Genomic DNA, 13817 nt, shown 5'->3' on the forward strand with positions numbered 1-13817 from the left:
GTGGCCGGTCTTCTGATTCCAGACGCAGATCAAGTAAGCAAGTTGTCATGCCAGACGTAAGTTCGTGGCAGGTGTGACAGCGCAAAGTGCCAGACGGCTGGTTGCCACACTCGGCCATCTCTCTAAGTTGTGCAGCATAAAGGAATGAGTATGCGGAACTTTGATGCGCAGGTTTCTTATCGGGTCATGCTTTCTCAGGATGAGGTTAATCATCATGGGGCCGATTGGGAGAAAGAGGCCTTGAATGAACTGGAAGAGCGACTTGGAGCAGGGTCCGACTTTCCCTGCATCTTTTCCAAGAATGCATTCAAGAAGTCTTCGATCAAGTTTGTATTTGTCGACACTTTGGATGCTCAAGGGCTGGCGAAACTGGCTGAAGGGTTAAAAGAGTATGTAACGCTTTCCAGAACATGGAGTGGTTCAATCGAAGACGCTTATCCGCTCATCGTGTTCTTTTCAACCGATGCGATATCGGCGAGTACCGCGCAGGAGTATCAGGCCGCCGGGTGGGGCGTGCTGCAGAGCCTGCACTGGCTGGATGAAAGCCCGTGGCCGGACAGCGTCGATGTCGACCCGGAGTCACCGTTCTGGTCGATGTGCTTCGCGGGAATGCAATTGTTTGTGAATATGAGTTCTCCCGCACACAAACTTCGCAAGAGTAGAAACCTCGGGTCGAGATTTGCGTTGGTCATTAATCCGCGTGAACGCTTCGATGTATTTGCCGGCGATACCGTGGGCGGACGTAATGTTCGCGCCAATATTCGCAAACGCATCCTTAAATATGATTCGGTGCCCCACGCCTTGCAATTGGGCGGGTTTGGCTCTGACGCCAAAGAGTGGTGGCAATACGGTTTGATTGAAGAAAATGCAGAGCGCACGGATGTTTGCCCGTTCAAACATTCCAGCCATGAAAATAAAGAGGAAGCCTGATGTTCAAGTTGATTGTATCCAACGGCAGAGTGGCAGACCGCACGGCATTTACCCGTATCGGCGCGTTGAAGGCCGCGTCGGCACTTGAAGCAAAGTACGGTGTAGCGCCGCTGTATATCGGTGACGGCAGCTGCGAGCCGGCGGCCGATGACTGGACAGTCAGTCTGCCGGCAGGACGTGAGCAGATCGATTCGCTGCATCGCGCCGTGGCCTGTGCGGTAGAGGAGCAGCAACTCACAGTGGTCATCAACGGCACCTGCCCGGCCAGCCTGGGCAGCGTACCTGCGGTTGCCAGACATTACCCGGACCTTTGTCTGGTGTGGGTCGATGCCCATGGTGACTTCAATATTCCGACGACCACTGACACGGGCTACCTGGGCGGGATGGTGGTGTCTGCCTTATGTGGCCTCTGGGACAGCGGCTGTGGTGCCGGCGTGCGTGCAGAGAACGTCATTCTGGTCGGCGCGCGCGACATCGACGGGCAAGAGCAGCGTCTGCTGAGCGCCAATAATGTGCGCACGCTTTCCCCGCAGCAGGCAACCGCCGAAGCGGTGCGCAGCGCGATCGGCCAATCGAAGGTCTGGGTGCACATTGATTGGGACTCTCTTGAGCCTGGCTACGTGCCCGCCGACTACGCAGTGCCTGACGGTCTGCTGCCGCAACAGCTCGCGGCGATCCTGGGAGCGATTCCGCTGGAGCAGATCGTCGGCCTGGAAATCGCCGAGTTCAACGCCTCCTGCGATGCGGCGACGGCACAGCGTGCAACCCAGTGCATCATCGATATCGTTGACCCGCTCCTGTCCAAAGCGTGTCTTGAGGCGAGTGTGTGCCATGCATAAGCCGCCTGCTGCTGCCCGGCTGCGTTTCAGCAAGATGCACGGTGCGGGCAATGACATGATCATTCTCGATCTGCGTGATGCGCAGGATCCGTCGCGCGAATTGTGCAAGTACCTGGCTAACCGCCATAAAGGTATCGGCGCCGATATGGTCCTGGGCGTCAAGGCTGCGCGCAATCCATCGTCCGTGGCCTCGTTCGATATCTGGACGGCGCAGGGCGAGTCCTCCCGGCAATGCGGCAACGGCGCGCGGTGTGTCGCCGCATGGCTGGTTCGGGCAGGCCTGACGGAGGCGTCCGAGTTCACCCTCGACAGTCCCTCCGGTACCCACCGGGTCCGGGTCATGGAGGACGGCAACTATCAGATCAGCATGGGCGCACCGAATTTCTCGCCCGCCGCCATCCCGGTGTTCGGCTTCGACCAGGCGCAGTCGGCTTATCAACTCGAACTCGCCGGGCAACACCTGGCGTGTTCGGCGGTATCGATGGGCAACCCGCATGCGGTGATCGAAGCCGAACGTGATCAGTATGAGATTCCAGCTGTCGGCAGCGCCCTGCAAAACTCCGGGTATTTCTCCCCTGACGTCAACGTCGGGTTTGTACAGCTGCAATCGCGCAACAGGATAAAACTCAAGGTCTACGAATTCGGCGCAGGCGAGACGCTGGCCTGCGGCAGCGGTGCCTGCGCGGCGGTCGCGGTGCTGGCGCGGGCCGGGCGGGTCGACCGCTCGGTCGATGTCGAACTGCCCGGCGGAACCCTTGAAGTGACATGGGAGAGTGACTTGTCCGCGATGTACCTCTCCGGCCCTGCTGAATTCGTATTTGATGGAGAACTCGCTCATGCCGTTGTATGAAAGCATTCTGGACACGATCGGCCGTACGCCAATCGTCAAGCTGCAAAGGCTCGCCCCGGAACACGTCAGCATTTATGTGAAGGTCGAATCGTTCAACCCCGGTGGGTCGGTCAAGGACCGGCTGGCGCTGGCGGTGGTTCTCGACGCCGAAGCCAGAGGCCTGTTGAAGCCTGGCGATACGATCGCCGAATGCACCTCCGGCAACGTCGGCATTGCGTTGGCGATGGTTGCCGCGGCGCGCGGCTATAACTTTGTGGCGATCATGTCCGACAGTTATTCGATCGAACGGCGCAAGCTAATTCGCGCCTATGGCGGCAAGGTTCTGCTGTTTCCTGCTCACCTGGGCAGCAGCGGCGGCAACCAGATTGCCGATGAACTGGCGCAGAAGTTTGGCTGGTTCAGATCGCGACAATTCGAAAACCCGGCCAACCCTTCCTATCACCGCGAAACCACCGCCACCGAAATCCTCGGTGATTTTGCCGGTAAACGCCTGGACTACTTTGTCACCGGTTTCGGCACCAGCGGCACACTGACCGGCGTTGGCCAGATGCTGCGAGTCGCGCGACCTGCGGTGCAGATCGTTGCCGCAGAACCGGAAAATGCTGCGTTGCTGTCGGGCGGCACCTGGGGCGTGCACCAGATTCAGGGACTCGCGCCCAACTTCACGCCGACCATCATGGACAAGACCGTCATCGACAAAGTCCTGACCGTGAACGAGTACGAAGCACGTGACACTTCGCAGCGCCTGGCCAGGGAGGAGGGGATCTTCGTCGGCATTTCTTCGGGCGCCTCGGTCGCCGCAGCGTTGAAGGTTGCCGAGACCGCAGCGGCCGGTTCGGTGCTGCTGGCCATGCTGCCGGATACCGGTGAACGTTATCTCTCGACCTTCCTGATGGACGGCATCGCCGAAGGTTCCGACGATGACTGGTTGCAGTCGCTCGAGCCGTAACAGGCAACCGGTTACTTGGCGAAGCAGGCGCTCTAAGGGATTAGCATCATGGTGGAAACTCTTCCGGCAGCAGATTACATCGAGTTCGCGCGCCCGTTTCCAATGCATCGTGGAGGTGTACTGGAAGATTTCAGGCTGACGTATGAGACGTTCGGGCAACTGAATGATCGTCGCGACAACATCGTCCTGGTGCTGCCCGGCATGTCCGCCAACAGCCACGTCTGCAGTGTCGCCCGCGATCCTGAGGCGGGCTGGTGGGAGGACTTTGCCGGTTCAGGCAAGCCGATCGATACAGACCGCTGGTATGTGATCTGTTTCAACTATCTGGGGGGTTGCAAGGGCTCGACGGGGCCGCTGTCCACCGAGCGGGCGAGTGGCAGGCCTTACCAGTCGCGCTTTCCCGAGCTGAGCATCGAAGACATCGTCGACACGATCGTCATGGCCGTGAAAGCGCTGGGCATGGCGCAAGTGACTTGCCTGATCGGCGCTTCGATGGGTGGCATGTGTGCGCTGGCTCTGTTGACCCGGCATCCGGGGTTTGTCCGGCATCACATCAACCTGTGCGGCGCGGCCAGTTCGCTTCCCGTGTCCACGGCCTTGCGTTCATTGCAGCGGGAAGCCATTCGCAGTGATCCGCTGTGGGCCGGTGGCGAGTATTCGCCGGATGCGCGCCCGATCCACGGCATGACGCTGGCCCGCAAGATCGGCCTGTTGAGTTATCGCTCCGGCGCGCAATTGAATCGCCGTTTCAGCCGCTGCGATCAGGCGGCGGGGAAATCCGCCGGCATGATCCACGACTTTGAAGTCGAGGATTATCTGCAGGCCAATGCCTGGCGATTCGCGCGGGATTTCGACCCTAACAGTTATCTGCAGCTAAGCCGCGCGATTGATCTTTATGCCTGTCTGACGCCGCCGCAGGGCGGTTTTCAGACTGCCGGGCTGGAGCAGGTTCTGGTGGTCGGCGTCGAGAGCGACACGCTGTTTCCTGTTGCGCAACAGCAGCACATCGCTCAAGGGCTCGAGCAGGATGGTGCCGAGGTGACCTTTGTCCGGCTCGATTGCCCGGACGGCCACGACGCCTTTCTGACCGATCTGCGGGCGTTCGGGCCGCTGCTGGAACATTTCATGAATCGTATTGGTTCCGTCCTTCCTGCGGGCAGGACGGAGCGTTGTCTGGAGTTGCACGATGAACGATTTTGACAAGGTTGCATTGGTGACCGGTGCCAACCGTGGCATCGGTTTCGAGGTGGCCCGACAACTGGCCGCCGAGGGCGTGACGGTGGTGCTCAGTGGCAGGAATTATCAGGCTGTCGCTCAGGCGGCCGACGAGTTGGTCGGCATGGGCCTGAAGGCGTTCCCGTGCCTGCTGGATGTCACGGATGAAGACAGCATCGCCTCGGCGGTCAAATTGCTGGAGGCGAAGTTCGGCCGACTGGATATCCTGATCAATAACGCGGCGATCCGTATCGAATCCTACGGGTTGAATCCTTCTCAACAACCACTTCAACAGTGGCGCCAGACGTTTGAAACCAACCTGTTCGGCATGGTCGCGGTGACCCAGCATTGTCTGCCGCTGATTCGCCAGTCTGCGGCCGGACGCATCGTCAACGTATCCAGTCTGCTGGCATCGCTCACCACCCATACCGACGTCGATTCCTACGCCTATTCACCGATGTTCAAATCCTTGCCGGGCTACAGCGCCAGTAAAAGCGGGGTGAATTCGTGGACGGTTCATCTGGCTTACGAGCTTCGCGACACGCCCGTCAAGGTCAATGCCGTGCACCCCGGTTACACCAAAACCGGCATGAATGACGGCGCCGGTGACCTCGATGTGCAGGAAGGCGCGCGGACCAGTGTCGCGCTGGCATTGATCGGTGCCGATGGCCCCACGGGCACTTACCGCCATCAGGACCGCGTGATTCCCTGGTGAGTCGTCGCTGTTTTTCTGCTTTTAACTGTTCAGTAGAAAGGATTCTTCATGATTAAGCTTGCACTCGTCACCGATAAGCCGAACCTGCACATTGACTACGACATGCCGCCATTGCTTGAAGCCTGCAAGCAACTGTCGATCAACGTCGATGTGTGTTTCTGGGACGATCCGTCAGTCGATTGGGCGGCGTATACCGCCGTATTGATCCGTTCACCGTGGGACTGCATTGAAAGCCTCGACGAATTTTTTGCCTGGTGCGACAAGGTGCATGCACTGACCTGCCTGTTGAACGTGCCGTCCGTGGCCCGGTGGGGCTTGAACAAGTTGTACTTGAAGGACATTGCTGCGCGCGGTGTGCCGATTATTCCCAGTGTGTTCCTGGCGCCCGACGACGCTCCCGAGGGTTATCTGGCTGACTTCCTCGACGCGAACACCGACAGCCACGAATTTGTCGTCAAACCGACGATCGGCTCGTATTCGCGCGGGGTGAAACGGTTTGTCCGCGGCGGTTCCGAGGCCGCGCTGGTGCACATTCGCGCGCTGCAAAAGCGCGGTTCGCACGTGATCATTCAGCCGTACATCACCACCATCGACACTTACGGCGAGACGGACCTGACCTTCTTCGATAACACCTTCAGCCATTCCATTCGCAAGGGTGCCATGCTCATGGCGGACGGTACGGTGAACGTGCCAACCCCCGAATTTCGCCAGCCGCGCGAGGCGGATGCCGAGGAGCAGGCGGTGGCGCTATCGGCGCTGGTGGCTTCTGCCGAGGTGCTCGGGCTTGAGCTGCCGTTGCTCTACGGCCGGGTCGATGTGATCCGCGACTATGACGGTCGGCCGATGATCATGGAAATGGAGATCTGCGAGCCTTCGCTTAACCTGCCGTTTCGCGCCGACAGTGCGATGAACCTGATCAAAGGCGTGCTCATGCGCATCGACCGGCACCTGGTCGATCTCTGACACCATCCGCGAACACCAGTAAACAAGCCCGACAGCATTGCCGGGCTTTTTTTGTGCGCGCGATTATTCGACTATGGGCGTTTTCCGATGGCACAAGGAACAGGCGTCATGACCAAGACAGCCGAGCGGGTCAACATTGTCGATACTCAGGTGTTGTCCCACGACTGGTATCTGTTGCAGAAAATCACCTTCGACTATCTGCGCAACAACGGTGACTGGCAGCGGCAGACTCGCGAAGTCTACGACCGTGGCAATGGCGCGGCGATTCTGTTGTTCAACCGCGAAAAGCGCACGGTGGTGCTGACCCGCCAATTTCGCTTGCCGGTGTTCGTCAACGGCCACGACGGCTTGTTGATCGAAGTGGCGGCGGGGCTGCTGGAAGGTGCGGCGCCGGAACAGCGGATCCGCGACGAGGCCGAAGAGGAAACCGGTTACCGCGTGCATGAGGTGAAGAAGGTCTTCGAGGCCTACATGAGCCCCGGCTCGGTGACCGAGAAGCTGCACTTTTTTATCGCCGAATACGACGCGAAGTCGAAGGTCAGCGAGGGCGGCGGCCTGGAAGAAGAAACCGAAGAGCTGGAAGTGCTCGAATGGGGCTTCGATGAAGCACTGGCTGCATTTCACCGTGGCGAGATCTGCGATGCCAAGACCATCATGCTGTTGCAGTATGCGGCGATGAATAATCTTTTCGACAGCTGATTCAACGCCAATCCATTGTGGCGAGGGAGCTTGCTCCCGCTGGGCTGCGCAGCGGCCCCAGGTTTTTGCCCGTGCTGCGCACTGGAGCGGGAGCAAGCGCCCTCGCCACACAATGGCATTTACGGAGTTAAAACAGGTCCCCTGTTCTACCGACATCAGACCAGTCCCCGCCCTCCAGCGTCAGCAACCGCTCCTTGGCCTCAAGCCCACCCGCAAACCCGGTCAACTTCCCCGACGCGCCGATCACCCGATGACACGGCGCCACAATCGAAATAGGGTTGCGCCCGTTCGCCGCGCCCACCGCACGCACCGCCGTCGGGTTGCCGATCTGCTCGGCGATCTGGCTGTAAGTGCGAGTCTCGCCAAAGGGGATGGTCAGCAGCGCCGCCCAGACCTTTTTCTGAAAATCGGTGCCGACAAAATCCAGTTCCAGGTCGAAGCGATCACGCTTGCCGGCAAAATATTCCTCAAGCTGCTGCGCGGTTCGCTGCAGCAGCGGATTGTCCGGTGCTTCCGTCATCGGCCCGAGGCGCACCCGGCCCGGTTTGTCGTTTTCCCAGAGGATGGCCGCCAGTCGTGCGCCGTTCGCCACCAGCTTCAATTCGCCGACCGGTGAGGGCAGGGTGATGAACGTGTAAGACATGGGCAGAACTCCGGATCGGTACGGCGAGAGCGCCCAGCATACTGCCTGAGCGGGGAGGCGCAAATCGCAATAGCGACCATACTGCTTGGTGCTTTTGCTGCGTTTCCCTCTGCTCTGCACAGAACCCGAAAACAAAAAAGAGATCGACTCATGAAGTACGAACCTTTGGCCAAAACGCTGATCGCGACGTCACTGGCACTGAGCTGCCTCATGGCCCACGCTGCTTCCGTGGCCCCGGTCGCCGCCGAAAACGGCATGGTGGTCACCGCTCAACACCTGGCCTCGCATGTAGGCGTCGATGTGTTGAAAAACGGCGGTAACGCGGTGGATGCGGCGGTCGCTGTGGGCTATGCGCTGGCGGTGGTGTATCCCGCCGCAGGCAACCTCGGCGGTGGCGGTTTCATGACCATTCAACTGGCGGACGGGCGCAAGACCTTCCTCGACTTCCGCGAAAAGGCCCCGCTGGCGGCGACCGCCAACATGTACCTGGACAAGGACGGTAACGTCGTCCCGGATCTGAGCACCCGTGGTCACCTCGCCGTGGCAGTGCCGGGCACCGTGTCGGGCATGGAGCTGGCGCTGAGCAAGTACGGCACCAAACCGCGCAAGGACATGATCGCTCCGGCGATCAAACTGGCGGAAGACGGCTTCGAGCTGGAGCAGGGCGACGTCGATCTGTTGGACTACGCCACCGATGTGTTCAAGAAGGACATGCGTGATTCCGGCTCGATCTTCCTGCACAACGGCGAGCCGATGCAGGTCGGGCAGAAGCTGGTGCAGAAGGATCTGGCGAAAACCCTGCGCACCATTTCCGAAAAAGGTGCTGACGGTTTCTACAAAGGCTGGGTGGCCGACGCCATCGTCACGTCCAGTCAGGCCAACAAGGGCATCATCACCCAGGCCGACCTCGACAAATACAAGACCCGCGAACTGGCCCCGGTGGAGTGCGATTACCGTGGCTACCATGTGGTTTCGGCGCCACCGCCAAGCTCCGGCGGGGTGGTGATCTGCGAGATCATGAACATCCTCGAAGGCTATCCGATGAAGGATCTGGGCTTCCATTCGGCCCAGGGCATGCACTACCAGATCGAAGCGATGCGTCACGCTTACGTGGATCGCAACAGCTATCTGGGCGACCCGGATTTTGTGAAGAACCCGATCGAGCACCTGCTGGACAAGAACTACGCGACCAAGCTGCGCAACGCGATCCAGCCGCAGAAGGCCGGGATCTCCGCCGAACTGAAACCCGGCGTTGCCCCGCATGAGGGCAACAACACCACGCACTATTCGATCGTCGACAAGTGGGGCAACGCGGTGTCGGTGACTTACACCCTCAACGACTGGTTCGGCGCCGGGGTGATGGCGAGCAAGACCGGGGTGATCCTCAACGACGAGATGGACGACTTCACCTCCAAGGTCGGTGTGCCGAACATGTACGGTCTGGTGCAGGGCGAGGCCAACGCCATCGCTCCGGGCAAAACCCCGCTGTCGTCGATGAGCCCGACCATCGTCACCAAGGACGGCAAAGTGGTGATGGTGGTTGGTACGCCGGGTGGCAGCCGCATCATCACCGCGACCTTGCTGACCATGCTCAACGTCATCGACTACGGCATGGGCCTGCAGGAAGCGGTCGACGCGCCACGCTTCCACCAGCAATGGATGCCGGAAGAAACCAACCTCGAAGACTTCGCCGCCAGCCCGGATACGAAGAAGATCCTCGAGAGCTGGGGCCACAAGTTCGCCGGGCCGCAGGATGCCAACCACATCGCCGCGATCCTGGTCGGCGCGCCGTCGCTGGGCGGTAAACCGGTGGGCAACAACCGTTTCTACGGGGCCAACGATCCACGGCGTAATACCGGGTTGTCATTGGGTTATTGAGCGGCGTAAAAAGGGCGGCGGGGCTTGGCTCCGCCCCCTGTCTCAAGGATCGATCAAGGAAGGCCCATCATGTCTAGCGCATTGCTGATCATCGACGTCCAACAGGCTCTCTGCTCAGGCGAGTATCAGTGCTTCGACATCCACCGTGTGATCGACACCATTAACCAGCTCAGCACGCGTGCGCGTGAGGCGGGCGTGCGGGTGGTGCTGATTCAGCATGAGGAAAGGGACAGCCCGTTGGCCCGTGGGGCCGAAGGCTGGCAACTCGCCGCCGGATTGCTGACGACCGCCGAAGACCTGCGCGTAGGTAAAACCACCCCGGATTCGTTCTATCAGACCGAGCTGGGCAAACTGCTGCCCAGCGAAGACTTCGAACGCCTGATCATTTGCGGCCTGCAGACCGACTACTGCGTCAACGCCACCGTACGCAGGGCGCACGAACTGGGCTACGACGTGGTGCTCGTCGCGGACGCTCACTCCACCGTCGACAACGGCACCATGAGCGCCGAAGACATCATCGCCGAACACAACAAGGACCTGGCGCACCTGACCGGCGCGACGGCCCGGGTCGACGTCAAACCCGCAGCCGAGATCACTTTCTAAAACCAGCGCATACCCCTGTGGGAGCGGGCTTGCTCGCGAAAGCGGTGGGCCTGTGACGCATGTGTTGGCTGACCCGACGCCTTCGCGAGCAAGCCCGCTCCCACAATGATTGATGGTGTTCACAGATTCCCTTGCCCAGCACAAACCCCCTGTGGGAGCGGGCTTGCTCGCGAAAGCGGTGAGCCTGTGAAGCATGTGTTGGCTGATCCGACGCCTTCGCGAGCAAGCCCACTCCCACAATGATTGAAGGTGTTCACCAATTCCCATGTCCAGCACAAATCCCCTGTGGGAGCGGGCTTGCTCGCGAAAGCGGTGAGTCTGTGACGCATGTGTTGGCTGACCCGACGCCTTCGCGAGCAAGCCCGCTCCCACAATGATTGAGGGTGTTCACAGATTCCCTTGCCCAGCACAAATCCCCTGTGGGAGCGGGCTTGCTCGCGAAAGCGGTAGGTCTGTGACGCATGTGTTGGCTGATCCGACGCCTTCGCGAGCAAGCCCGCTCCCACAATGATTGATGGGGTTCACCAATTCCCATGTCCAGCACAAATCCCCTGTGGGAGCGGGCTTGCTCGCGAAAGCGGTGGGCCTGTGAAGCATGTGTGGGCTGACCCGACGCCTTCGCGAGCAAGCCTGCTCCCACAATGATTGGTGGTGTTCACAGATTCCCACGTCCAGCACAAACCCCCTGTGGGAGCGAGCTTGCTCGCGAAAGCGGTGGGCCTGTGACGCATGCGTTGGCTGACCCGACGCCTTCGCGAGCAAGCCCGCTTCCACATTGCTTGATGGTGTTCACCAATTCCCACGTCCGGCACAAATCCCCTGTGGGAGCGGGCTTGCTCGCGAAAGCGGTAGGTCTGTGACGCATGCGTTGGCTGACCCGACGCCTTCGCGAGCAAGCCCGCTCCCACAATGATTGAAGGTGTTCACCAATTCCCATGTCCAGCATGAGTTCCCTGTGGCGAGCGAGCTTGCTCGCGCCGGCTGCGTAGCAGCCCTCACACTTCAAGTCGCAAACAGAACCCCACGAATCGCCCCAACCCGCGGGGCCACGACGCCCTCCAGCACCAAGCGCGTAATGGTCTCGGCTGCCGTCGCGTAATCCTCATCCTGCGGCACTGCGCGCCCGGTGATGCAGCCCATTTGCCAGCCAATATTGGTGTAGGTGCGGGTTGCCGACCAGATGAACAGCATCAGGTGTTCCGGGTCCACCGGGGCCAGCAGGCCGCGCTCGATCCAGCTGCGCAGGCACTCGACGTTGCGTCGGGCTTCGGCGTGCAGCACGTCGCGGCATTCGTCTGGCAACTGGCGCCCGCCGAGCAGCAGCTCGCCGCTGAATACCTTGGCAATCGCCGGGTGTTCACGGGCGATGCGGATGCGCGCGGCGATGTAGGCGCGCAGGCCGATCAGCGGGTCATCGCTTTCGCGCAACGCTGCCGAGGCTTCCAGCAGCGGTTCGACAAACCCCAGGAGGACTTTCGAGTACAGGTTTTCCTTGGTCTGGAAGTAGTAATACAGGTTGGCCTTGGGCACGCCGGCACGGGCGGCGATGTCGCGGGTCTGGGTCGCGTCGAAGCCGTTGGCGGCGAACTCTTCGCTGGCGGCGGCGAGGATCAGTTGCTCGTTGCGTACGCGGATGGCGCTCATGGGAACACGGTGTGAATAGAAGGCATGGGCAGATTCGGGCAAATTCGGTTTCGCAATATACAAAACTATATAGCGATGAGACCAGCTAACTGCTCGATTTGCGGCAAAGCTGAGCGGATATTTTTGTGTAAATTTTCTGATTCAGTCTTTCCTCAAGCGAGCGCTCTCTCTAGAATCCGCCCGGCCTCCGCAATGGAGGCTCTTTGATATCATTTGGCTCGGTTCACATAGGGAAGACAACATGCAATTCGGGAAAATCCTGGCGCTGGGCCTGGTGCTTGCGCTCGGTGGCTGTGCCAGTTTCACCAAAGACGAAGTCGCGCCGGTCAAGCTGCCATCGATGGCCAGCTACGCCAACAAACCCAATGTGTATGTGGATTTCGACTTCTATCAGGGCGAGCCGAAAAGCGCTTCGGCCGTAGAAGTGCCGCAGGCACGTGACCAGCTCAAGCCTGAGCTGCAAAAGATTCTGACCGATTCGGGCCTGTTCGGCCGTGTCACCCTGGACGAGTTCCAGAAGCAACCGGGCGACTACAGCCTGCGTCTGAAAATGTACAACCATCCGCCGAATGCCGGTTCGATGGTGCTGGGCTTCATCAGTGGTTTCAGCCTGGGGGTGATCCCGGCGTACGGCACCGATCAGTACACCATGAGCCTCGAAGCCGTCGACGGCACAGGCCAGGCCCTGACCACCGCGAGCAACCATGATGCGGTCGGTACCTGGATCGGCATCTGGTTCATTCCGCTGATGGGCAACACTCCGAAGGCTGCGGTCAACGACACCTTCGCCCGTCAGGTCAATGCGCTGCTCAAGCAGATGATCGACAACAACAACCTGAAATACTCGGCACTCGAGCCCCGTACTCCACGGGCCTGATGGAAAAAAAAAGAGCCGCAATCGCGGCTCTTTTTTCGCCCTTACTTCAGGGCCTGGATGAACTGAGGATCGCTGTACAGTTCTTTCAGCAAGTCACGCAGCATCGGGTTATAGGCGTTGACCGCGTTCGGAATCGCGATGAAACCAAAGAAGCTGCTGCTCCACTGGCTGCTGACATGCTTGGTCGCGTCGTAGACCACATTCTGGCCATTGAGCAGGGTGAAGCGTGCCGCGAGTTGGCCTTCGCCCGTGCCCATGCCGGCCGACAGGTTGTTCTTCACCACCAGCACTTTCAATTGACGCTGAGCCTGCGGATCAAGCAGACCGGCCTTGCGCAGTTCTTCGGTGATCGCGTCCTGGATATGCGCCGGGATGCTGCCGGATGGCGAGCGCACCGGGTTGGCCCGCACAGTCAGCGAACCTTCGCCAGACTCGGCAGTTACCTGAGGATTGCTGATCGCTTGCAGGGGCGGGGTCTGCTTTAGCTTCTGAACGTTTTCGAAGCTCGGCTCATAGCGGGTCATGGTCATGCCACAACCTTGCAGCAGCACTGCCAGCATCGGGATCAACAACAGAGACTTTTTCACGGCGTTTCCTTGCGTGAGGAATAAGGGGGGCGAATTATGGGCAGAGTGCCATCATTGAGCAACCGACTTCACCGTGAAGCGCTCAGAGCTTCAACAGATTCTCGATCTGCGCCAGTTCCCAGGTACTGAGCAGATTCACCGGGTCGGTGCCGTAACGGCTGTTGAATTGCCATTCGCGGCCATCCGGGCAGCGGCACTGTTCACAGTGATGCAAGTGCCCACCCTCAAAATCAAGCAACAGGCGCCAGCCCTCGATATCGACCGCGATCAGTCCGGCATCACTGGGTGTCTTGGATCTGTTGAACATCAGCACGCCCAGCGCAGCCTCGCGCAAGCGCTGGCAAACGTCGCGGGCGGTCAGCAATGCAGTCATGGTCGTACTCGATGGGGGCAGAAGCGCGTCAGGATAAATCGCGCGTCGACGG

The 13817-nt window shown here is 59.9% G+C and carries 15 protein-coding genes; 11 read left to right on the forward strand and 4 right to left on the reverse strand.

Translation table 11 applies throughout. The features are described from left to right. The first annotated feature begins 150 nt into the window (after positions 1-150). From ACM6I7_RS04025 to ACM6I7_RS04060, 8 genes are all read left to right on the forward strand, one after another. Positions 151-930 carry a YqcI/YcgG family protein gene (locus ACM6I7_RS04025; RefSeq protein ID WP_049827967.1) on the forward strand — a complete coding sequence of 260 codons (780 nt, stop codon included), beginning with the start codon at positions 151-153 and terminating at the stop codon, positions 928-930. Continuing rightward, on the forward strand, positions 930-1769 hold the full coding sequence (locus ACM6I7_RS04030) for an arginase family protein (RefSeq protein ID WP_049827968.1): 840 nt from the start codon (positions 930-932) through the stop codon (positions 1767-1769). The genes ACM6I7_RS04025 and ACM6I7_RS04030 overlap by 1 nt, the downstream gene beginning before the upstream one ends. Next, positions 1762-2619, forward strand: coding sequence for a diaminopimelate epimerase (gene dapF, locus ACM6I7_RS04035; protein ID WP_167797070.1), 858 nt, complete (start codon positions 1762-1764; stop codon positions 2617-2619). The genes ACM6I7_RS04030 and dapF overlap by 8 nt, the downstream gene beginning before the upstream one ends. After that, positions 2606-3568, forward strand: a complete 963-nt coding sequence (gene cysK / locus ACM6I7_RS04040) for a cysteine synthase A (RefSeq protein ID WP_414887992.1) — start codon at positions 2606-2608, stop codon at positions 3566-3568. The genes dapF and cysK overlap by 14 nt, the downstream gene beginning before the upstream one ends. Positions 3569-3616: 48 nt before the next feature. Then, positions 3617-4768, forward strand: a complete 1152-nt coding sequence (metX, locus tag ACM6I7_RS04045; protein WP_414887993.1) for a homoserine O-acetyltransferase MetX — start codon at positions 3617-3619, stop codon at positions 4766-4768. Further along, complete coding sequence (locus ACM6I7_RS04050; protein ID WP_027614694.1) at positions 4755-5498, forward strand: SDR family oxidoreductase; 744 nt, start codon at positions 4755-4757, stop codon at positions 5496-5498. Before metX ends, ACM6I7_RS04050 begins: the two co-directional genes overlap by 14 nt. Before the next feature lie 48 nt (positions 5499-5546). Then, the gene (locus ACM6I7_RS04055; protein ID WP_414887994.1) at positions 5547-6461 is read left to right on the forward strand and encodes an ATP-grasp domain-containing protein; all 915 of its coding nucleotides are present in this window, start codon (positions 5547-5549) and stop codon (positions 6459-6461) included. A gap of 108 nt (positions 6462-6569) precedes the next feature. Next, a complete protein-coding gene (locus ACM6I7_RS04060; protein ID WP_103369457.1) occupies positions 6570-7160 on the forward strand; it encodes an NUDIX domain-containing protein in 591 nt (196 codons plus the stop codon). A 127-nt stretch (positions 7161-7287) separates the two neighbouring features. Here the strand turns inward: ACM6I7_RS04060 and ACM6I7_RS04065 are convergent, their stop codons facing one another. Further along, a complete protein-coding gene (locus tag ACM6I7_RS04065; protein ID WP_414887995.1) occupies positions 7288-7803 on the reverse strand; it encodes a methylated-DNA--[protein]-cysteine S-methyltransferase in 516 nt (171 codons plus the stop codon). Between the two features lie 150 nt (positions 7804-7953). Between ACM6I7_RS04065 and ggt the strand changes: the two genes are divergently transcribed. Further along, positions 7954-9681, forward strand: a complete 1728-nt coding sequence (gene ggt / locus ACM6I7_RS04070) for a gamma-glutamyltransferase (protein WP_115990164.1) — start codon at positions 7954-7956, stop codon at positions 9679-9681. Positions 9682-9750: 69 nt separating this feature from the next. Then, a complete protein-coding gene (locus ACM6I7_RS04075) occupies positions 9751-10284 on the forward strand; it encodes a cysteine hydrolase family protein (RefSeq protein WP_097088075.1) in 534 nt (177 codons plus the stop codon). A gap of 1002 nt (positions 10285-11286) precedes the next feature. On the opposite strand, the gene ACM6I7_RS04080 is transcribed toward ACM6I7_RS04075, so the two are convergent. Next, on the reverse strand, positions 11287-11928 hold the full coding sequence (locus ACM6I7_RS04080) for a TetR/AcrR family transcriptional regulator (protein ID WP_414887996.1): 642 nt from the start codon (positions 11926-11928) through the stop codon (positions 11287-11289). 241 nt (positions 11929-12169) lie between these two features. Between ACM6I7_RS04080 and ACM6I7_RS04085 the strand changes: the two genes are divergently transcribed. Continuing rightward, positions 12170-12805 (forward strand): hypothetical protein, encoded by a 636-nt coding sequence (locus tag ACM6I7_RS04085; RefSeq protein ID WP_098968177.1) that lies wholly within the window; start codon positions 12170-12172, stop codon positions 12803-12805. A 41-nt stretch (positions 12806-12846) separates the two neighbouring features. On the opposite strand, the gene ACM6I7_RS04090 is transcribed toward ACM6I7_RS04085, so the two are convergent. Next, positions 12847-13392 carry a hypothetical protein gene (locus tag ACM6I7_RS04090; RefSeq protein WP_027614702.1) on the reverse strand — a complete coding sequence of 182 codons (546 nt, stop codon included), beginning with the start codon at positions 13390-13392 and terminating at the stop codon, positions 12847-12849. An 82-nt stretch (positions 13393-13474) separates the two neighbouring features. Next, entirely contained in the window at positions 13475-13765 is a 291-nt protein-coding gene (locus ACM6I7_RS04095) for a hypothetical protein (RefSeq protein ID WP_027614703.1), read from the reverse strand. Between the last annotated feature and the right edge of the window lie 52 nt (positions 13766-13817).

This window comes from Pseudomonas sp. IT-93MI4 (assembly GCF_949767635.1).
GTDB lineage: Bacteria > Pseudomonadota > Gammaproteobacteria > Pseudomonadales > Pseudomonadaceae > Aquipseudomonas > Aquipseudomonas putida_A.